The following is a 21,369-nucleotide window of genomic DNA, read 5'->3' on the forward strand; positions in this document are numbered from 1 at the left end:
TCACCAAAGTCCTTCGGGAGCTTTCGAGAGGTGGTTTTATTTAATGGTGCTTAAGGTGACTTTTTTGCTGATTTCGGTATTGGGCTGGGGTCACTGAGTACTTTCGTTTAAAAAGGGCAATGACATTTTGCGGCTTGCGATAGCCCACCAGTTCAGCGATGGTTTTTAACGAAAAATCGGTGTTAATTAACAATTCACGAACCTTTTCTAAGCGAACGGTTAAGATATAGGTGGAAAGATTTTCGTTGGTGGTTTCTTTGTACATTCTCGATAAATAGACGGGATGGAGATGAACCAGCTCTCCTAAAATCTCCAAGGATAAGGGTTGCTGATAATGACGGTTGACATAGCCTTGGATAAAGCGGACGATTCCTTCGTTACTATCGGCTAAAACACTGATTTCCATCCATTTTTCAAGAAACTGACGCAAAAATGGACCGGTAGCCAGTTGTAAAAAATGATCGATTTCCATTTCCTTAAAGATATCCGGCCGCTTTAGGTAAAGGTAGGTCAAGGTTTGCATTTTTTGCGTAAGAGTTTCCTGAGTCTCTGGCGCTTGTTCCAATGGGCTTAAGAGCTCAACTAACAGGTTCCAATGATTTTGGTCGATGGCTTTTTTGATCGTAGGTGGCAACAGATTGGTGCTTAGAGAAAGACCAAAAAGTACCTTAAAAAGCCTTTGTCGCTCGCCCTGTTTCGTCATTTTCGGCATTTCTTGATCACTTTTAACAAAGCCAAAGACCTGATTTTGCCAGTTTAACTTAAAAAGCCCAGTTTCCCCTTCTGCTAAGAAACGCGGTTCATAGCCATTCTCCCTGAGTTTAGTTAACATGGTCTCGAGCTGCTCGTCATAGTCGTTGATATCTGTTAATACATACAAATAAAACTGAAAAGGATCTATTTGACTGGCAGCTTGTTCGGCGGAAACACCCTCGATCATTCGCGTGACAGCCCCTTCCAACTCTTCTTCATAGATCGGTTTTAATAAGTACTCTTTCACCCCATAGCGAATCGCTTGTTGGGCATATTCAAATTCCGAATAGCCGGAGATAATGATGGCTTGGGTATGAGCGTCGATCGCTTGAACTAAATCCAGACCGCTGACTTCGGGCATTTTGATGTCGGTAATTAACAAGTCAGGCTGATAGCCACTAGTCAGCAAGACTAAGGCTTCCTTGGAGCTGACGAGCCCCTTCACTTCCTGAAACCCAAATTTTTTCCATGGGATGATGCGCTGTAAATAATTGACGATCTGTTTTTCATCGTCAACAATTAACACTTTCATTTAACTTCCTCCCCTCTGAACTGGAACGAGACACTTAGACCGCCATAGCTGTTAGTCCTCAATTTAATCTTGGCCTTGCTGCCGTATAAGTTGATCAGCCGTCGGTTAACATTCCATAAACCAACGCTTGTTTGTTTGTCTTCACACTGCCCTTTCTCCAGGCTTTGAACCAGTTGTTCGCGCTCAACCAGCGTCAGCCCTGGCCCATCATCACTGATCGTCACCTGACACCAGTCGCCAATCCGTTCGCCAGTGACCTCGATTCTGTTGGCTCCTTCTTTGGCTTCGATGCCATGTTCGATGGCATTTTCAATAATCGGTTGGATGATCAAAGGCAGAATTGTCAGCTGGTTAATCTTAGGATCGATGGTCATCGAGAATTGAAAATCCTTTCTTAATGCTTGAATGGTTAAGTAGTGATGAGCAAAGGACAGCTCGTCGGCGACTGTCACACGGTCATTTTTTTTCGTTAAATAGCGATAATACTCTGCCAGATGTCGGGTCATCTCTTTAACCGCTCGCGGATTATCGGCGACGGAAACAATATAAAAGAGACTATTGTATAAAAAATGAGGTTGAATTTGCGAGCGGAACTGGCGAGCTTCAGCTTGTTCCCGGAATTTTATTTCCTTCTGCAGAGAGGTGACCAATTTTTGAATGCCGCCGATCATCACATTAAATTGCTCAAATAAATAATTAAATTCATTGTTGACCACGGTGGTGATTCTCGTTTCATAGTCCCCTCTTTCGACTTGTTGAAATTTACTAATCAGCAAATTAACTTCTGTCACCACATTGCGGTAAAACAGTAGCACCAGAAAGAAGCCAAAAATCAACACGAAGGCGGTTAGCAGGATGACAGCCAACGCGATAGCACTAAATTTATGCTCATTGGGATTTTGGGGCAAAAAGGAAACTAACTGGATGCCGGACTTTGCAGATTCCTGAGAGATCAGATAGCCTTTTCTGTTAGCGATGGTCAAGGAACTATTGGCTCCTGTTTCTCGATCCAGATACGTCACAACGCTGGCTTGAAAGTCTGGATCATTGCCGATGGTCGTGCCATCAGGCAAGACCAACATTGACTTAACTTCACCGTTAATATCAGCCGTCAGCAGACTTTCACTGTCCAGTAACAGGGCATCGGCCATGTGGATCATGACGACGATTTCATCCCCTTTTTCTCGGTCAAAGGTGGAAGTAATCGCATAATACAAGCCTCTTTCGGCCATCCGCCAACCATTGCTGGAGAGTTTATTGGTCATTAATTCGCGCTTTAAATCTTGCTTACTATCAGTTGAAATAAAGGTGCCACTTTTGGGCCAGTAAATGGAAATACTGCTCATGACTTCTGTGTCAATCAATCGTTCTTTTAAAATATGGCGAATTTCTGTCAGCTTTTCTAAATAATCGTAATTATAAAGGTCTGTTTGATCTTTTTGCAAATCTTTAATTTTTTGATTGACCAACAACATGGCGGCCCCATCTTCGATCTCTTGTTGCCTGCCTTCAAGCCGCGATTGAACATAGGTCAGATTCGTTTTAACCACTGATTGCAAATTAGCTCGGCTCACTCGCAGCGTTTCAAAATAAAAATACCCAATAAAAGCCACAATCACACATAAAAAGAGAATTAATAACATTAAAAACAGTGTTGATTTCTTTTTCATACAGCCACCCCACTAGCAAATTAATCAGAAAGCACTTTCAAACAACTACAGATAAAACTGACATAGCCTTGCTACGTCAGTTTCTCTGATTATCAAGTACTCTTTCATTATAGCATTATCTGTGCCGACGAAACACTGCTGGGACTCCTAAGGGCATCTCGACTTCCACCCTTTCGCCCTTGCTCTCATAGCTCTTTTCCGCCAAAGTCCATCGACCTTTAGGCAAATAAACGTGGCGTTTGCGGTGGCCCTTTTGATAGATCGGGGCCACTAAGAGATCGGCTCCTAACATAAATTGATCGGTGATGGTTTCCACTGGTTCAGCGGGAAATTCATAACTCAGATAACGTATAATCGGCTCGCCAGTTTGTTGGGCATGGGCCACCAACTGCATGATTTCTGGTAAATAGCTTTGGCGAACTGCCAAACTTCGCTGGATCGCTGCTAGATAAGGAGGATCTAAGTGATACGGTGCAGCCGAAAACTGCATTGCCGGTAACAAACAAGCAATTTCAGCATGTCGGACAAATAATTCCTGATCCAGATGAGTGATCTCCTGAAAATTAAGGTACTCACCGCCGCCAATCATATCGGGACAACTGTAAGCGTGGCCCGTAATCCCCTGTAACAAGGTATCTGGGATTAAAGAGGCAATGCCAGTAGCGCCCCAAGCGTGATCTTTATCTGAAAGTCGTTGTAACAATGGATAACCGCCAGCTTTGGCCGTCACGCGAAACTCGTTAAAGGAATACTTGCTACCAAAGTTGGCCCAAGCATTGGATTGTTCATCAGGGGAGGTATGGCCAAAGGTCACCATATCTGCAGGATAATAAAGACTGTCGCCGGCGTCAAACTTAAAACCGGCAATTCCCAATGCCAACAACTGATCTAGCTGTTGGGTCAACCAAGCGTCAGCTTGAGGATGTGACAGATCAAGAACGGCTGAGTAGCCATTCCACCACTTGGTAATCAAAGGCTGCCCATCAGCTGCTTTAATCAAAATATCCAAGGCGGCCGCTTCTCGATAAGCGACAGTATCAGCAGTCACAAAGGGACAGACCCACACCATCACCTCAAAGCCCAAGGCCTTTAACTCGCTGATCATTTGTTTGGGTTGAGGAAAATTCCCACTGTGAAAACGCCAATCCCCGTAACTATTCGACCAGCCGTCGTCAATCATTAAGACACCCGCCGGCAATTGCTGGTCTATCAACCCTTTGGCATAAGCTAAGACCGCTGCTTGAGATTGAAAAAAGGTCAATTCAATCCAGGTATTGTAAATGATTTTTTCAAACAAAGCTTCATTGGGTGCGGATGAGCTAAAGGGGAAATGATTGGCCATTGCCGCAAGATAGGCCCCTTTTAAGTTATCAAAGCCTGTTTGAAGCAGGATCTCTCGATCACTGATCAGAAGACCATTTTCCACCTGTAAATAAAAACCTTGAGCGTGCCACAAATAGCGCCCTTTGCTTGAGACTAGCAACGGCATCGTTTGATTGACAGTTTGATTGACCCGTAAATCTATTGCTAGGTGGCTCTCTTTATGCAAGGGCATCTCCCTACCATGGGCAACCGCTGTGCCATACCAATATTCATTTTCCAACATCTTAATTTCCATAAGGACCTCCCCGATCGAGTGTTATAACTTACCACCTGAAGTGGCAATTCCCTCAATAAATTTTTTCTGAAAGAGCATAAAAATCAACAACATCGGCCAAATCGCCAACAACGAGCCGGCCATCAGCTCAGGGAAATTCGTGCTATATTGGCCTTGTAAGGTAGCCAAGCCAGCTGACAAAGGCATTTTATCCTCTGAAATATTGACGATCAAAGGCCACATTAAATCCTTGAAGGCAAATAGCGCAGTAAAAATCCCCAGTGCCACCAACCCGGATTTGGCTAATGGCAGCATGATTTTATAGAAAATTTGCCAGATATTACAGCCATCTAAGATAGCCGCTTCTTCTAGCTCATCAGGCAAGCTCATAAAAAACTGACGCAATAAAAAGGTACCAAAGGCGCTGACTAAACCAGGCAGAATCAAGCCGGGAATCGTGTCAAGCATCCCTAATTTTTGGGCCAATAAAAATTGTGGTGTAATAAAAATTTGCGAGGGAATCATCATTTGAATCAGCACAACGCTAAAAAGCAGATTGCGACAAGGAAAATCAATTCGCGCGAAGGCGTAAGCCGCCATGGAACTAAATAACAAGGCGAAAAAGACGCGGCCGACGATCATCAAGCCAGTATTCACATAAAAGGCCATAAAAGGCAATTTGGCTAATATCTCAGGGAAATTATGCCACTGAGCCACCTTTGGCCATAAGATCGGTGGGACCATCGTCGATTCGGGCAGTGTTTTAATGGCGGTCAGAATCATCCAAATAAAGGGCATGATCATGATCACACTGCCAATCAGCAACACGCTGTGGATGATCAGGTGATTTTTAGTGTGTATTTTTTTCATAATGCTCCTCCTAGTAGTGAACCCAACGTTTTTGCAGTTTCATTTGAATAAAAGTCAAGAACCCAATGATCCCTAACAAGATGACCACAATGGCGGCCCCATAACCTTTTTCATTCATGACAAAAGAATGTTTAAAAAACATATAGACCAGTGTTTGGGTGTAGGGTATGACTTCGCTTTTCATGTCAAACATCAAATAAATCACGTCAAACACCTGAAGTGACCCGATCACCGTGGTGATGCTGACAAAAAAGAGCGTCGGCGAAACCAATGGCAAGGTAATCGCAAAAAACTGACGAATTGGTCCGGCCCCATCTAAGCTTGATGATTCATAATAATCTCGGGGAATCTCCTGCAATCCTGACAGTAGGATCACCATATTGTAGCCAACAGCACTCCAAACGCCAACTATCGCAATGGCCACAATCGAATACTTGGGATCGGCTAGCCAGGCAGGCCCAGTGATGCCCACTAAACTCAATAAGTAATTGATCAGCCCATATTCTGAATTGTACAACCATTTCCAAACCATGGCGATGGCCGCTGGTGTGGCGACGACTGGTAAAAAATAAATCACGCGGTAAAGCCCTCTGCCTTTAATTTTCTGATTGAGTAATACCGCTGCCAGCAAAGAAAAGATGATGATGCCCGGCACCACTAGCACTGAATATTTAAGGGTATTGCCAATCGCTAAGGGCAAGTTCTCGTCTTGCAGTAAGCGCTGATAGTTTTCGAGGCCAACCCACTGAGAACCGCCGAGGCCAGTGGATTTTTTAAAACTCATGATGATCGTGTCGATAGCGGGTTTAATGTTTAAAAAGAATAAGCCTAACATCGTTGGGGCAACTAATAAAAATCCCCAGAATATGGCATCTTTCTTATATTTCTTTTTCGTTTTAACGCTGCCTTTTGCTTTCGGTAAGTCTCCAATGCTTTCCATTCCTAGCCCTTCTTTCTATTCAGCATCTAAGAAGAGTGGTCTCTTCTTAGATGTTAGGTTATCGCTTACTCACTAAATATTTTATTGACTTCAGGGACGATTCGCTCGGTAGCTTCTTGAACCGTTTCTTTGCCACTAAAGACTTTATTTAAGTTTTCCGTCGTATAGTTTTCGGCATTATTAAAGTTCAGTCCATTAGGTCTTAAGACACCGTATTCCAGCATATCTGAAAACACTTGCGTATTAAAGGTGCCGCTGGTTTCATCAACAAAACTTTTTTCGGCTCCTTTATATGCTGGAATCGCCGCTGCTGATTTCCCTTGAATGTCCATCCCTTCTTTGGAACTCAGAAACTCAACAAACTTAACCGCTTCAGCTTGATTCTTAGTTGTGGCCGAAACTGAATTCGACAAGCCATTATAGACAGTTGCTCGGACTTTCCCTTTTGGTAAGACGGTCACATCAACATTTTCTTTAATGTAGTCATTGGCAGCGTACTCACCATACATCCAAGAACCATCAAAAAGCATGGCTAATTTGCCAGAAGTGAAGTAACTGCGAGCATTATTTTCGGCAAATTGGGTAGCTGTTGGCGAAACCTTATCTTTTAGAGAAAAGTCAACCCACCATTGCAACGCCTCTTGAGTTGCTGGGTTATTCAGTTCCGAGGTCTGCTTATCATCGCTAATGACTTTTCCTTCATTTTGGAAAATTGCGTTGTAATAACCTCCTTCAGTGTCATTGGCAGCTGCAAAGCCGTAGATCCCTTTTTCTTTGTCTGTTAACTGACTGGCCATCTCTTTAAGTGTGCTCCAGTCCCATGTATCATCGGGATAAGCGATCCCTTGATCATCAAATAGGGCTTTGTTGTACCATAAACCAATCGTGCTGACATCTTTAGGAATGCCATAATTTTTCCCCTCATAAGCGTACAGATCAACTAAGTCTTCAGGAAAGTTACCAGCTTCTTTCTGATAAGAATCTGTTAAATCCAATAAAGCTCCTGCTTTCATATAACGATCCACTTCACTGCCGTGCATCCAAAAGACATCTGGTAATGTGTTGCCATTGGCACTAGCTTCTAATTTGGTCCAATACTGATCCCAAGGTATTACCTGAACTTTCACGTTAACATTAGGGTTTTCCTTCATGAAAGCATCTGCCACGTCTTTCATCCCCGGTTGTTGAATCTGATCCCAAATCGCGTAAGTAATCTCCTTTTTTGTTTCGGCTTTCTCTTCGCCACCTGTCCCACAGGCGGATAGTCCGAGTGTTAAACTGGATAACATTACCATACTGGTCAACCATTTTTGCTTGTGTCTCATCTTTACTCCTCCAACTCATCTATTTGTATCTCCACTTTACCGTAATCGCTTTCAAATGTAAAAGCCCCATTATCAATATTGATACCCTATTGTCAACGACTGGTCTTTTTTCACAAGCTTTACAACGTGTGTACCGCTCCCTTACTTAATTTTCCTAACAGAAAAAGACCTCAGGCTCTCACTTAGTTTAATGATCTAAGTGAGAGCCTGAGGTTGTTCTTTCGTTTATTTCGTTAATTTCGCCATCATTTCTAGAATCATGATGCCACTGAGTTGTGCCGAGAAAGGAATTTTACCAACTGTTGGGTGATACCAGTCCATTCCCATTAACAAATGCTGATCTTTTAGTCCATTTGTGACCAGGATCTCCGCGCCGGCTTCAATGAACTGTTGTTGACTCTGATCATGAGTAATGGCGGCTAAGTCAGCAAAGTAGCGATAAAAAATGCCTTTGAAGAGACCTTCATCGCCTCCTTCTCCTTCTTCTTTAAAAATTTTGCCATCGCTTAACAGCTTAATGGTTGTCTGAGCATTTTGATTGGCTAGACGGACGTATTGATAATCTTTGGTGATCTCATAAAACGCCAAACAGGCACCAATGTAGACTCCTTGATTATAGGTAAACTGCCATTGATGGTCAATTTGACCGTCCCCTTGACGGTTGATGCCATCTTCGACAAAGCCGTCCTCTCTGACTAGCACGTTTGTCAACCAATCAAAGGTTTTATAAGACCAGTCAAGATACTTTCTTTCACCAAGGATGCGGTAAAGTCTGTTTGACAGAATGATAAATGGGGCATTTACTGGAGTATTCTTATAGTCCATTTGCGGTTTGCGCCAAGCAAAACCGCCACCACATATTTCATTCCAACCAGTGTCCACGTGATCCTGCCAAACTGTTAAGGCATCTTCTAAATAAACTGCTTTTGCTGTAAGTGTGTATAATCTTAAAGCAGCTAAGGCATTCCAGAGCATATCATCGTAATAGTCATGGATTAAGCTTCCATGATTGCGGGTTTTATTATAATCGTAAACCGCTTCTGCTTCGGCTAAATCTAGTTGATTCCCCGTTCTTAAATAGGCATCTACTTTAACATCCACCGTATGAGCCAACCACCAGTAGTTAAACACGGCATTTTCCTGGTCATCCTCAAAGGGATAGACATTATTTAATAGTTGAGTTGGATTGGTTGAGGCGTAAAAATAAGTCAAACTTTTTTGTCCCTGATTTGCTCGTTCTGCCCAATTAATTGTCATGTTTACTGATTCTCCTCTAAAATTTTATTGCCTTCTTTATCGATGGTCGCAAGGGCTTGTTTAGCGTCAATGCTGTTACTCATAAATTTTTCAAGTTGCGGTTTCATGGCTAAATCTTCCACGGTTGAATACCCTTGAGCTGTTGGTCGTGTCCGCGCATTTTCCATAGCTTTAACAAAGACTGAGTAGTACTCATCTTCTGTAAAGTAAGGATCATTGGCAGCTTGTTGATTGGCTGGGATCCAACCGCTGATCTTGGCAAATTCCACACCGTTTTCCGGTTGAGTTGTCCACCACTTCATAAAATCCCATGCGCCTTCTTCGTTGTTACTTTTTTTCGGCATAACCAGTCCAAAGCCGCCCATAACTGAGCCCTGATCACCATTAGGTCCAGCTAATGGCAGTGAGACACCATACTCCAACCCTTCTACCTTATTTAGATCCGCTAAAGCCCACGGTCCATTGTAGTTCATTGCTAATTTTCCTGCAGCGAATTGTGTATTATTGTCATCAAAACCACGGTCATAGACTTTTTTATCGTTTTGCAAGGTTTGCCATAAATTCAAGACCGATTCACCCGCTGGATTGTTAAAGTTCAGTGATTGACCATCTGGGGAAATTAAATCCAAACCTGCTTGCAAAGCGTACATGTTAAACAAACCGATATCTTCAAGGGAAAAACCTGCCTGCTCTAGTGTTTTGCCTTTGCGCTTAGTGACCTCTGGGGCTACGGCCACCATTTCGTCCCAAGTCGTTGGGACTTGATGATCTGCCATTAAGGTTTTATTGTAAAATAAAATGCGCGTGTCTACCAATAAGGGCAAGCCATACAGGTCATCTTGATACGTCATCTCTTTTACGGCTTCACTGTAAAAGTCCGCCATTTTGACATCATCTTTTTCAACGAGCTCATCAATGGCATAAAGCGCTCCTTTTGAGGCGTATAAAGCGGTTTGATAACGATCCCATAAAATAACATCTGGTAATTCACCGCCTGCTAAGCCTGTTAACAGTTTTTCTTCTACTTGTTCTTGCATCACATAGTTGACTTTGTACTTATCTTGAGAGCTGTTGTAAGATTCAATCTGCTTTTCTAATTGGGCAATTTGATCACCTGACCAGGATCCCCACAAGGTCACATCCTTTGTCGCCGCTGCTCCTTTCCCTTTATCTTGCTCCTTCTCACCACATGCTGCTAATCCTAATACCGTTGCTGCCAGACATAACAATAAGCCTATTTTTTTCATCGTCTTTGCTCCTTTATATTATTTACCACCACTGTGGCCAATGCCTTTAATAAAGTATTTCTGTGTGAACATAAATAAAATTAACATTGGAATCGTTGCAATGACTGTCCCTGCCATTAAGGCACCATGATTGGCCGACTGATTGTATTGAAAAGAGGCCAAGCCAACTTGGACAGTCATCATGTCTTGAGAATTTAAAACAATTAAGGGCCACATGAACTGATTCCAACCTGCTTGAAAGGTCATTAAGCCTAAAGTCGCTAAGGCTGTTTTTGCCAAAGGAAAGTAGATTTTTAGAAAAATCATAAATTCACTACAGCCGTCCATGCGGGCTGATTCTGCTAATTCTGAGGGCAATGTTTCAAAAAATTGTTTCATGAAAAAAATCGAATACCCGCCAGCCGCACCAGGTATAATAATCGCCCAGTAAGTATTAATTAGCCCTAAACCTCCCTGACCTAAAAGATTATTCCCACCGGCTAAAGGAAAGCTGCGCAAGACCATAAAGGAAGGGATCATGGTGACGACAGCTGGAATCATCATGCTGGCCAAAAAAACCAAGAACAATGTCTTTTTTCCTTTAAAAGGCAATCTGGCAAAGGCATAACCGGCCAATGATCCAAAAAATAAATTGGTTAGCACTCCGGAAACGGCTAACACCAATGAATTACCTAAATAACGGGCAAAGGGGACGGAAGAAAATACTTCCTTAAAGTGGTCTAACGTAAATTCCCGGGGAATCAAGTTGAGGGAATTACTCAGAATTTCACTCTCTGATTTAAAGGCGGTCGACAATGTCCAAAGTAAAGGAAACACTGTGGAAATACTAATTAAGATCACTCCTAAATACCAAGCGCCTGTGCCAATCCGTTGTTTGATTTTCATGTTAGTCTCCTCTCTACTTGTCATTGTCCAAGTTGTTTAGCTTCATATTAATCAATGAAAAAATCAGAATAATAATGAATAAGAAAAACGAAATGGCTGAAGCATAGCCCATCTTCAAGTTACCAAAGCCATTGTTATAGATGTAATACACGAGGGTAATTGTTGAATTCCCCGGCCCCCCTTTGGTCAGGATGTAGGCTTGATCAAATACCTGAAAGGCATTAATGATCAACATGGTCGTCACTAAAAAAGTGGTTTTGGTCAGAGAGGGCAAGGTTACGTATCTAAAGGTTTGCCATTTGCTGGCCCCTTCGACGTTTGCTGCTTCATAAAGGACTTCTGGTATTCCTTGAAGCCCGGCTAAAAAGATAATCATGTTTGCCCCAAAGGACATCCAAACGCTCATGATAACAATCGCTAACATGGCCCATTTTGAATCGTATAACCAAGCTGGACCTTGAACACCGAATAAGCCAATAACTTTGTTGATTAGGCCGCTTGATGGATTTAAAAGCCAAAACCAAATGGTCGAGGTAGCAACCGATGAGCATAAAACTGGCACGTAAAAAAATACACGAAACAGCTTTGTTCCCTTCTTTTTCATATTTAGTAAACTAGCTGTGCCAAGTGAAACAACCAATCCCAGGGGCACATAGATCAAGGTGTAAATAAAGGTGTTTTTCGTCGCTACCCAAAAATAGGGATCATCTAACATTTTTAAGTAATTTTGCAGACCTAAAAAGGTTGGGGGATTGATCACATCATAATCAGTAAAACTGACTACGAGCGCTAAAACAATCGGAATTAATATAAAACACAGTAGCAACAACACTGGCAAGGCAATAAATCGATAAGCCATTTTTTGCTGTTCTTTTGTGACCGGGCTAACCTTAGCTGACATTTCATCACTCCTTTCATTCCCATCTCTTAATTATCAGTTTGAACGATGTCCAAGACCAATTCGCAGAACATCATGTTGGCCCAGGAGAACCATTCTCTCGTATAGTTTTTAGCATCATCAGCATCGAATGACTCATGCATCATGCCGCAGTCAGCATCCGTTCGGATGAGTTCATTAACGAGCAGTCGGAGCTCACTTTCATATTGACTGGTCAACCCTTGAACCGCTAAGCTAATGGGCCAGATATAACGCTTTGGTGTATGAGGGCTGCCAATGCCCGTCGAGACTTTCCCTGTATAAAAATAAGGATTAGCCTTGCTCAAAATAAACTGACGGGTATTCAAATATCGGGGATCGTCTTTTGCGCAATAGCCGAGAAATGGCAATGACAACAAGCTAGGAACATTGGCATCGTCCATCAGCAATTGATTGCCCTGACCATCCACTTCATAGGCATAGATTTCACCATAGGTAGCATGTTGGACAACTGCATATTTTTCGATGCCTTTTTTGATAGCACTTTTTAGCTTTGTCACTCGCTGCCGCAAACTGTCGGCTTTGTACTGTTGGTCTAATATTTCAGCCAAATAACCTAAAACGACAACAGCAAACTGATTGGCAGGTACTAAATACCCATAGGTACAAGCATCATCACTTGGCCTAAAACCAGACCAGGTCATGCCTGTATAACTCGTCTCAGTCCCCCGCCCCCCTCGCTCTAAGGTATCGGTTTTGATCTCAGTCTGTCGTTGAAATCGATAAGGAGAACTTTCTTCATGATGTTGCTCTTGCTCCCACAGCTCAATAATCAGGTCGATGCTGTCCAAGTAGGCAGTATTAAATTGGGCAGTCGTGCCTGTCTTTTTCCATAGTAAGTAAGAAAGTTGAATCGGATAACAAAGTGAATCGATTTCATACTTTCTTTCCCAAATACCGTCTTGCATATCCGTTAAATCCTCCTGATGACCGGCACCATTTGAACTTTCATTAAAGGCGTTAGCATAAGGATCCTCTTTAATTAATCTCATTTGTTGATTGATTAACCCGATTAACATTCCTTCTAACTCACTGTCTTTTTCAGCAAATCGTAAAAATGGACGAACTTGGCAAACCGAATCACGTAACCACATAGCTGGGATATCACCTGTAACGATAAAAGTCTCCTGCCCTTTGATTTTAATTGTCGTATCTAGCGTGTTATTCATACATCTTTCGAAGACCTCTCCGATCTTAGTATTTGAAAATTGTGAGTCAATTTGTTGCCGTGCTTTCTTAATAAATGATCGATCGACAATTGCTGACACGTCATCACCCCTTAATTAAATATACTTATTTAAGTTTCAATATACTTATATACTAATGCATATGATTAATCATGTCAACAGCTTTTTTGATAGCGATACCAAGAAGGCTTTTATTCATGTTTTACTTTTCCATCATAATAAAGTATAATTATATTTATTAATTATACTTTATTGAGCAGGTGGAAAAATGAAACAACTATTATATGAGCAAGTGATGTTAGATATTGAAAAAAAGATTATTAGTGGTGACTACCCATTACAAACCAGACTTCCTTCAGAAAAAGAGCTGGCGGACTATTATCAAGTAAGTGCCATCACCATTAAGCGTGCTCTTACAGAATTAAAAGATCTTGGTTATTTATCTAGAAAACCCCGTGAAGGGACGATTGTGGTATCAGAAAAAAAAGTCGCAAAAGAAATTCCCATTCGGACCAACCTTCCCTTAATCGGTGCTGTGGTCACTAACTTTACCGATGTTTTTGGTACCCATATTCTAAATGGCTTACTTGAGGAAGAGGATACTAACACCAATATTATTTTAAAGAAATCTCTTGGTGACGCAAAAAAAGAGGAACGGCTGATTAAAGAGCTGATTGATTTGCAAATTGACGGCTTAATTTTATTGCCCTCAACTTCTCAGTACTTATCACCTACAATTTTGGAGCTAGCATCCAATCAGTTTCCAATGGTGGTTATTGACCGGACTCTGGATAATCTGCCTATTTCCTCAATTACGACAGATAATCGAGCATCTGCCAACTTACTGACAAGTTATTTAATCGAACTTGGCCACCAGCACATTGGCATTCTATCCTCCAGCAATGTGGTATCAAGTGCCAATGATCGCTTACAAGGCTATATTCAAGCTCATGCAGCGTTACAGGTAACAATGGATGACTCCCTTAATCAAAATATTATTGAGTCTGTTATCCCAGATTCGCAGGTGCCGATCAGTCAAGATATTGAGGCCATTATTGACTTTATCAAAGATCACCCGAAAATGACTGCGATCATCGCTACAGAGTATAATATTGCTGTATTAGCACGAAAGGCTTGCTATTTATTAGGGAAAAAAGTGCCTGAGGATTTGTCGATCGCTTGTTTTGATCATCCTGACAATCACTTTGATGATCTGGCATTTACCTATACCCATATTAAACAACAACAAGAAAAGATGGGCCGAGCTTGTGTCAATGTTCTGCTGGAGCAAATTGACCAACCAGAAAATGTGACAAAAACGCTGATTTCAGGGGAATTAGTGATCGGTGACTCCACTGCCAAACTCAATTAAAAATAAACTAGCAAACGAGAAGGCGTATGATGTCAGCTCGTTTGCTAGTTTGTTCACTGTTTTTTATCGCACCTTTTAGGAGACAAACACCAAACTGGTCTTTAATTGTTATCTGCTGGATTTTTGCTATAATATAAGGAGAATAATAAACTTAGGAGGGCACTTAATTATGAATCAAGAACTGATTATCATACTGATTTTCTTCTTTCTTTTTTTGTTAGCATTGGCTGTGTACACAAAATCAACTGGTGGCTTGTTTTTAGCCCGCATCCCTGGGCGAACTTCTGATTTTCAACCTACTGAACAAAATAAAACGGAACGTCAAGCTGGATTAGCCTTCGTCGCGTTTTCTTTTAAATTATCAGCAGTGGCTTTACCGCTGTTATTATTCCTTTACGATTCGCTTATAACTAAGGTCATTGGTAGTCTTATTGTAGTAGGCATCGCTGTTTATCTTTATAACTCAACTAAATCCGTATGATCAGCAGGTGTTAAAGGTAAAAGAGCTTTTTATCACCAAATGATTTCTATGTTGTACTAATCTAAAAAGGAGGACTTATCATAAAAAAAGTAGTATCAATGATCGCACTATGCTTGCTCCTTTTTCTTGGTGGCTGTTCTGCTAATCGTGACGAACAAACTATTTCTACCATGGAAACTTCGCTAACATCTGAAACAAGCCATGAAGAGGACGACTTCACCCTTGCTTTTGTGGAATCAACTGAAGACTCCTTCCGTTTCACCTTGAAAAATCAGACCGCTACAGAATATCTGCATATTATGACTGATGACGATTTAACACAATATGTCGATAATAGATGGGAACCTACAGTTCTAACAAAATCTGCCCTCTATATGAGTTCACCCCTCGCCCCTCATTCAGAGACAGAGTTTACTATCCCTCATGCTAATTTCGAAAAGAGGAGTCACACGTTCAAATTGACCGTTCATCTGAAAAACGATACCTTTGGCGAGCGATATCTAGAGACGATTTTTGAAGTTGAATGAGGCAACAGCACTCATCCTTATTTCAAGGTTGATTCACAAGTTCATTTAACAGCGATTAAATGTTGAATTAGTTCATATTCTGTGTTAAGCTTGTATAAAGTAATTCTGTTTCTGACTAATTAGGCAGTCCACCTAATTAGTCTTTTTTTATACTTAAAAAGACTTTTATCGATCAAAAAGGACACTCATCATCAGGGTCCCAAAGCTAGCAGCTTGCTAGCTTTTATTTCTGTAGCTGCGTGACTGCCCCTTCTCCTTACGTTGCTACGAGGGGTTAGCTGATTTTCTATCCACATTTGGAATGTTAGGGTATAATTTATGGTAAGTGTTAAGGATGAAATTTATACGAGGATGATGTTTGATTTCTTCCTATACAAGACAGCGTCTAAAAATACAATAAAAAGCTCAATTAACGAGCTTTTTTGTTTTACTTAAAAATAACATCTTACAGAGAAAAACGGCTGATATTTGTCATCATGTACCAACAATAACCTTCACTTGTGATATACTCAACTTATATTAAGCGGAGGTGAGGATATGCAATCTGTCATAGAATTTTGTAATGCCGCATTACCTTGGATTGGGATCGGGCTTTTTGTAGCAATTGTTATGAGTCATGACGCAAGAAAGAATCAAAACTAAAAGTAATCCTGTTATGCCTAGATAAGAACAGTTAATTATGTCTGTTCTTTTTGCGTCGTCTGCGTTCATTCTAGCTTAACCCATAAGATCATTTCATTTTGATGGAGCTTAAGTAGATATTATCCACATCAGAAGGTTAGATTAACAGGACAATTTTCTACACATTCGCATATCCAACCTACATAAAAAGCGAGGGTCTATTTTGACAATTAAAAAGTTAATCCTACTCATTGTTAGTTTCCTATTTTTAAGTGCTTGTTCCCAAGGAAGTCTCAGAAATGAACTCCCGCCTGAAAGTTCGGCTGACCTTTCTAAAACCAGCACTCTTTCTCAACTTGTTGGAGAATGGGCTTCTCAAACTGACGAAGAAACTTACTATCTCTCGATCCAATCTGATTCTGAAAAAACCATCGGCTATAGTCAGGAAGCCCCGACTGTTAAAAACAAGACGTATCAGCCTTTAGCGATTGAGAGCGTCACAGATGAAGGGGTAACGGCTCTTTCCCAAGACGAACAAACTCGCTATTGGTTTATCTTCGAAAATGAACAGATAACGGCATATTTCGGCGTAAATAACGACTATTACGCCAATAAAAAGGCCTCAGAAATACCTGTTGGATTATCAAAACCGATCGAGTACCACAAAATTATCGACTAAGCAGCAGATCAGCAAAAAGCTAAAACCGAATGTATCGGCTTTAGCTTTTTTGATGATCACTTTCTCATTAATTTTTCGAGTTCATTCTTGCCCTTGATCATTGAGGGAACTATTTGGCAAATCGTCTCGGGATGTGGTTTGAGACGATCGGAAAAGACTTCTGGCACCCAAATGGTCTGCAACTCAGCTTTTTGGGCAGCTTCACAGCCAGTTAAGGAGTCTTCAAAGACAAGCAATTGCTCTTTCTTCAAGCCAGATTTTTCGATGGCTTTGATGTAGATATCGCCCGCTGGTTTACGGTGTTCGACTTCATCACCGAAGACAATAAAATCAAAATATTGGGTCAGCTCAAAGTGAGCTAAAATCCGTTGGCCTTTTTCTTGAAATGTTGAGGAGGCCAAGCCAACTACTAGTTGTTCTTTTTTTACAAAGTCCAACATCTCCAAAGCCCCAGGCATTAAGTGGACCAAGTTTTCTGTCATCATTTGGAAAAAGATCGCTTCTCTGGCTTGGCGAATGGCTAGAGTTAGTTTGTTATTGTCAGTAATCTGATCGATTTCTTGCGCGATAATGTCCCAGCCTAAGCCTAGCCAACTGTCTATTTGCTCTTGGGAGATCGCTACTGCATATTTTTCAAAGGCTTGTCTCCAAGCGATTTTATAGACACTTTCCGTATCTACTAAGCAGCCGTCCATATCAAAAATAACCCCTGCTATTGTCGAATTACTCATTCCACCCGCTTCTTTCATTTTTTATTGGGAGCTACTGACAAGCTTGACTAATTGAGCCAAGGTTTGTCCTGTTTTTTCCTGATCGTTTTTGATGGCAGCTTCTGAAATAATAAAGGAACCACCAACGGCGATGACTTGTGGATGATCAAGATAGGCTAGCAGATTGCTGCTGTCAATTCCGCCAGTCGGCAAAAAGCTCACGTCATAAAAAGGACCACTTAATGCTTTGATCGCCTTGATGCCGCCGTAAATATCCGCTGGAAAAAATTTAACTACCTTGATGCCCAGGGAACTGGCTCGTTGGATCTCACCTGGTGTTGCGGTTCCGGGAAAAACGGGTATATCCTTGCTTAAGCAGTACTCAATGACTTCTGGCACGATGGCTGGTGACACGATAAATTGGGCCCCATTCGCCACTGCAACTTCTGTCTCTTGCAAGGTTCTAACCGTTCCTGCCCCGACGGTTAATCGCCCTGATTCAGCTAATTTCCGAATGGCTTTGGCCGCCAACTGACTGCGAAAGGTGACTTCAATTAATGGTACTTGATTGCTGACTAAGATGTCTTCTAAGGTAGCCAGACAGCTCAGATCGGTTGCGGTGTACAAGGGTAAAAGCTTGACCTGCTCCATTAACTGATACACCGGGTGTTGATTGCTCATAAATTCCCTCCTCTCATTAAACTTCGTTATTTTTTTCACATATCAACTGACCGCTCGTCATGTTTTGGCCCTGGCTTATGGACGGTCATCAACGCTTCATGAAGTCCTTGCAAGTAAGACATGCCGATCGCCCGATCGTAAAGGCCGTAACCTGGCATGCAGATTTCACCCCAAATGGTACGGCCGTGATCAGGGCGGATCACACCGTCGAAGCCGACTTCAATTAACGCCTTCATAATGGCGGCCATATCCAGTGATCCTTCAGCACTTAAATGAGCCGATTCAACAAATTTCTTTTCCCCTAAAAAGCCGACATTCCGGAAATGAACAAAATTAATGCGGTGGCCGACGGCTTTTATCATCGCCACTAAATCATTGTTTGGGTCGGCTCCTAAGGCTCCTGTACAAAATGTAATGCCGTTATATGGAGAGTCAACGATCTTGATGATTTTTTGCAAATCAGCTAAGTTTTTGGTGATTCTTGGTAAACCAAATAATTCCCATGGTGGATCATCAGGGTGAATCGCCAGTTTAACGTCGACTTCTTCGCAAACGGGAATAACTTTTTCTAAAAAGTAACGCAAGTTTTCAAATAAGTCTTCTTCGGTCACCCCTTCGTAAATTTTGATCAAGGAATCAAATTTCTTGAGTCGCTCCTCTTCCCAGCCCGGCAAATTAAAACCTTTCGACTGGCTGTGGATCAATTTAAACATCTCGCTGGCTTCCATGTTATCGACAACTGCTTGATCATAGAGCAATGAAAAGCTACCATCCGGATTTTCATGGGCCAAGGTTGTTTTGGCCCAACCGAAAATCGGTTTAAAACTGTAGCAAATTAGCCTGACGTCACAGGCGGCTAGGTTGCGAATGGTTTGGATATAATGCTCGATGTAGTGATCCCTTTCTGCTGTTCCTGCTTTGATGGCATCGTGGATCGCCACACTTTCAATTCCCAGGAGCTCCAAGCCACCTGATTTGACCGAGTCTTTTAAAGCTTGAATCTCAGCCACTTCCCATATATCGCCTGGCAGTTTTGTCAACAAGGTTCCTACCACACCGTTGATACCGGGAATTTGTTTTACATGTGTTAATGGGATTGAATCTCCCTGGCCATACCATCTAAATCCCCACTTCATATTGAACCATCCTTTTCTCTTTAGTTATTTGACTGTCGGACATTGCTCTAAAAATCGTCGTCATCGTCTCCTTCACTGATCATTGAAGCGTGCCATGTAGCAATGCTGCTAAGGCCTTGAGCGGCAATGGCTTGAGCAGCCTGTCCAATCTCCGTTCCTAAAAGTTGATGATTGATCGTTTCAAGTAACAGCGGCAGATTAGCCCCGCCAATAACGTAAATAGTATCTTGTAAGGCTTTCTCCAATTCACTAATGACTAACAAGCTTTGATTATAGGGGCTAGCGCTGATTAAATCGACTAGCACAATGACGCCCTGATGTTGATTGACTTGATGAATCGCTGCTTTTATTTCTTGACCCAACGTTTGGATCGCTTGGCCTTGAGTCAGATTAACGGTGGCGATATTCTCTGTCGCCCCCATAATCACTTCGGCTGAATTTTGGAGCCCATTACTAAGGGTTCCATGTGTTGCAATAACTATTCCAAGCATGAGTAAACCTCCTTTAATTGATTGTTGCTCGAGCTGACTGACGTCCAAAATAATTATTGGACGTTAGTCTGCAATAGTGCCGTGACGGTTTTCAAATTAGCCGTGTTAAGCTTCTTTAACTCTGATCGCCGAAGGAAATAACGGTTACCTTCAGCGGTTTTTGTGACATTGGCTCCGACGATGTAAGTAATTGGCGCTTTTGAAGGATGGACCGTTACTTGCTTACTGGCTTTTAATGGATGATTGCCGATGACGTGAAGAGGGGCATCAGCTCCCACAGAGTCCAAAAGATAAATCTTTGCCGACTTGCCACAGGAAGCTTTTAAAGCCTCCAATCCTAGTTCACCAAAGCAACCTTCATCAAGGAATGCATAAGCGGTTTTTGGTTGCTTAAGGTCCATCAGCATTAACAAGGCTAAAACTGATGAGGTATTGCGCACGATTGTTCGTCTGTTGGACAGCCCTTTGGCTACTTTACTAAATAAATAAAAGTAAAGACCATAACCGGCAATCGCTACTAATGTGCTGATCGACCTGAAATCAAACGCTTTGGTGGTCAGATTCATATAGCTCCAGGTTAGCCCTAAGCCAATTAATAAGCTAATACCCACGCTAATCAGGATGAAGGCCGTCACCGACTGTCGCTGTCGCTTTCGATCAAACAACTCATAAGCCCCAATCGTTTGAGGAGGTGTGTCGTAATAGGTGCAGATGATCCGCTCGGCTTTTTCAATATTGCCAACATAAAGATTGCTGGAGACATACTTTTTATTTTGTTTGTATTCAATGACGCTGATGTCCTGACGCATTTTCATAATATCGGCTGCAATAGCTGATAAAAAACGCTGTTTCTGTTTATTGGTGCGTCGTAAAGGGTACAGATACTGATAGCGAAAAAGCCAATCTTTCAACCGTTCGTCCATCGCTTCCACCTCCTCCTATTAGAATGATTGGGTTATAAGCCGAATTTCGTTAAAACTTCTTTTAAGCTTGATTTTGGTGCAGAAGGAGTTGCTTGGAAATAGATAGTTTCAACACCGTATCTTTCGTTCATCTCTTTTAGTTTCTCGGCATCTGCTCGATTAAGGTAAACAGACTTTGTCACAAGTAAATCTTTTTCTGGATCCTTTTGAGCAATTCCCCCGATATTTAGTTCTTTCATCGGTACGCCGTGACTAACCAAGTCATAAATAACACTGACAGTCTTGGCGATCAAGATGCAGTTATACTCTTTGAACTTAAATTCATCCCAATAAAACTTGGCTTTATCTGGTGTGATGACGATGGTTTTTTGCCCAGTTCGTCCGCCGGCGCTTTTGTATAAATCGCGCATAAAGGGATCTTTGGCGACGACTTCATCAACGACGAAGATTGAGTTTACCCCGCTTTTTTGTGATAAGGTCATCATCACCTGACCGTGAATCAAGCGCTCATCGACGCGCGCTAAATTAATTTCTCCCATAATTTGCTC

At 41.8% G+C, this 21,369-nt stretch carries 21 protein-coding genes; 4 read left to right on the top strand and 17 right to left on the bottom strand.

What is annotated here, in order from left to right:
* Positions 1 to 40 precede the first annotated feature (40 nt).
* The 11 genes from I6N95_RS08340 to I6N95_RS08390 all read right to left on the bottom strand — a co-directional run bounded on the left by I6N95_RS08340 (position 41) and on the right by I6N95_RS08390 (position 13,281).
* Positions 41 to 1,285 (bottom strand): response regulator, encoded by a 1,245-nt coding sequence (locus I6N95_RS08340; protein ID WP_209526635.1) that lies wholly within the window; start codon positions 1,283 to 1,285, stop codon positions 41 to 43.
* Positions 1,282 to 2,955: a sensor histidine kinase gene (locus I6N95_RS08345; RefSeq protein ID WP_209526637.1), complete on the bottom strand. Its 1,674-nt coding sequence runs from the start codon at positions 2,953 to 2,955 to the stop codon at positions 1,282 to 1,284. The genes I6N95_RS08340 and I6N95_RS08345 overlap by 4 nt, the downstream gene beginning before the upstream one ends.
* Positions 2,956 to 3,070: 115 nt before the next feature.
* Complete coding sequence (locus tag I6N95_RS08350) at positions 3,071 to 4,573, bottom strand: glycoside hydrolase family 31 protein (protein ID WP_209526639.1); 1,503 nt, start codon at positions 4,571 to 4,573, stop codon at positions 3,071 to 3,073.
* A gap of 21 nt (positions 4,574 to 4,594) precedes the next feature.
* A complete protein-coding gene (locus I6N95_RS08355) occupies positions 4,595 to 5,422 on the bottom strand; it encodes a carbohydrate ABC transporter permease (RefSeq protein ID WP_209526641.1) in 828 nt (275 codons plus the stop codon).
* A gap of 10 nt (positions 5,423 to 5,432) precedes the next feature.
* Positions 5,433 to 6,362 carry a carbohydrate ABC transporter permease gene (locus I6N95_RS08360; RefSeq protein ID WP_209526643.1) on the bottom strand — a complete coding sequence of 310 codons (930 nt, stop codon included), beginning with the start codon at positions 6,360 to 6,362 and terminating at the stop codon, positions 5,433 to 5,435.
* Between the two features lie 65 nt (positions 6,363 to 6,427).
* Positions 6,428 to 7,687 carry an ABC transporter substrate-binding protein gene (locus tag I6N95_RS08365; RefSeq protein ID WP_209526645.1) on the bottom strand — a complete coding sequence of 420 codons (1,260 nt, stop codon included), beginning with the start codon at positions 7,685 to 7,687 and terminating at the stop codon, positions 6,428 to 6,430.
* A gap of 225 nt (positions 7,688 to 7,912) precedes the next feature.
* The gene (locus I6N95_RS08370) at positions 7,913 to 8,944 is read right to left on the bottom strand and encodes a glycoside hydrolase family 76 protein (protein WP_209526648.1); all 1,032 of its coding nucleotides are present in this window, start codon (positions 8,942 to 8,944) and stop codon (positions 7,913 to 7,915) included.
* Positions 8,945 to 8,946: 2 nt separating this feature from the next.
* A complete protein-coding gene (locus I6N95_RS08375; RefSeq protein WP_209526650.1) occupies positions 8,947 to 10,191 on the bottom strand; it encodes an ABC transporter substrate-binding protein in 1,245 nt (414 codons plus the stop codon).
* An 18-nt stretch (positions 10,192 to 10,209) separates the two neighbouring features.
* Positions 10,210 to 11,076 carry a carbohydrate ABC transporter permease gene (locus tag I6N95_RS08380; protein ID WP_245249299.1) on the bottom strand — a complete coding sequence of 289 codons (867 nt, stop codon included), beginning with the start codon at positions 11,074 to 11,076 and terminating at the stop codon, positions 10,210 to 10,212.
* Positions 11,077 to 11,089: 13 nt separating this feature from the next.
* Positions 11,090 to 11,977 carry a carbohydrate ABC transporter permease gene (locus I6N95_RS08385; protein WP_209526654.1) on the bottom strand — a complete coding sequence of 296 codons (888 nt, stop codon included), beginning with the start codon at positions 11,975 to 11,977 and terminating at the stop codon, positions 11,090 to 11,092.
* Positions 11,978 to 12,003: 26 nt separating this feature from the next.
* Complete coding sequence (locus I6N95_RS08390; protein ID WP_209526656.1) at positions 12,004 to 13,281, bottom strand: glycoside hydrolase family 125 protein; 1,278 nt, start codon at positions 13,279 to 13,281, stop codon at positions 12,004 to 12,006.
* 187 nt (positions 13,282 to 13,468) lie between these two features.
* Between I6N95_RS08390 and I6N95_RS08395 the strand changes: the two genes are divergently transcribed.
* From I6N95_RS08395 to I6N95_RS08410, 4 genes are all read left to right on the top strand, one after another.
* The gene (locus I6N95_RS08395) at positions 13,469 to 14,572 is read left to right on the top strand and encodes a LacI family DNA-binding transcriptional regulator (protein WP_209526658.1); all 1,104 of its coding nucleotides are present in this window, start codon (positions 13,469 to 13,471) and stop codon (positions 14,570 to 14,572) included.
* A 169-nt stretch (positions 14,573 to 14,741) separates the two neighbouring features.
* Entirely contained in the window at positions 14,742 to 15,053 is a 312-nt protein-coding gene (locus I6N95_RS08400; RefSeq protein WP_209526661.1) for a hypothetical protein, read from the top strand.
* A 98-nt stretch (positions 15,054 to 15,151) separates the two neighbouring features.
* The gene (locus I6N95_RS08405; RefSeq protein ID WP_209526663.1) at positions 15,152 to 15,580 is read left to right on the top strand and encodes a hypothetical protein; all 429 of its coding nucleotides are present in this window, start codon (positions 15,152 to 15,154) and stop codon (positions 15,578 to 15,580) included.
* A gap of 844 nt (positions 15,581 to 16,424) precedes the next feature.
* A complete protein-coding gene (locus I6N95_RS08410; protein ID WP_209526664.1) occupies positions 16,425 to 16,880 on the top strand; it encodes a hypothetical protein in 456 nt (151 codons plus the stop codon).
* Positions 16,881 to 16,936: 56 nt separating this feature from the next.
* Here the strand turns inward: I6N95_RS08410 and I6N95_RS08415 are convergent, their stop codons facing one another.
* Genes I6N95_RS08415 through I6N95_RS08440 form a run of 6 tightly spaced genes read right to left on the bottom strand, consistent with a single transcriptional unit; the run spans position 16,937 to position 21,360 of the window.
* Entirely contained in the window at positions 16,937 to 17,611 is a 675-nt protein-coding gene (locus I6N95_RS08415) for an HAD family hydrolase (protein ID WP_209526665.1), read from the bottom strand.
* Positions 17,612 to 17,632: 21 nt separating this feature from the next.
* Positions 17,633 to 18,271 (bottom strand): bifunctional 4-hydroxy-2-oxoglutarate aldolase/2-dehydro-3-deoxy-phosphogluconate aldolase, encoded by a 639-nt coding sequence (locus I6N95_RS08420; RefSeq protein ID WP_209526666.1) that lies wholly within the window; start codon positions 18,269 to 18,271, stop codon positions 17,633 to 17,635.
* A gap of 35 nt (positions 18,272 to 18,306) precedes the next feature.
* Positions 18,307 to 19,407, bottom strand: a complete 1,101-nt coding sequence (gene uxuA / locus I6N95_RS08425; protein WP_209526667.1) for a mannonate dehydratase — start codon at positions 19,405 to 19,407, stop codon at positions 18,307 to 18,309.
* A 47-nt stretch (positions 19,408 to 19,454) separates the two neighbouring features.
* Entirely contained in the window at positions 19,455 to 19,898 is a 444-nt protein-coding gene (locus tag I6N95_RS08430) for a PTS sugar transporter subunit IIA (RefSeq protein WP_209526668.1), read from the bottom strand.
* A gap of 53 nt (positions 19,899 to 19,951) precedes the next feature.
* The gene (locus I6N95_RS08435) at positions 19,952 to 20,821 is read right to left on the bottom strand and encodes a hypothetical protein (protein WP_209526669.1); all 870 of its coding nucleotides are present in this window, start codon (positions 20,819 to 20,821) and stop codon (positions 19,952 to 19,954) included.
* 32 nt (positions 20,822 to 20,853) lie between these two features.
* On the bottom strand, positions 20,854 to 21,360 hold the full coding sequence (locus I6N95_RS08440; protein ID WP_209526670.1) for a PTS sugar transporter subunit IIB: 507 nt from the start codon (positions 21,358 to 21,360) through the stop codon (positions 20,854 to 20,856).
* Positions 21,361 to 21,369: the final 9 nt, after the last annotated feature.

Origin of the sequence: Vagococcus allomyrinae (genome assembly GCF_017829975.1) — a bacterium.
Taxonomy (GTDB): Bacteria; Bacillota; Bacilli; order Lactobacillales; family Vagococcaceae; genus Vagococcus_D; species Vagococcus_D allomyrinae.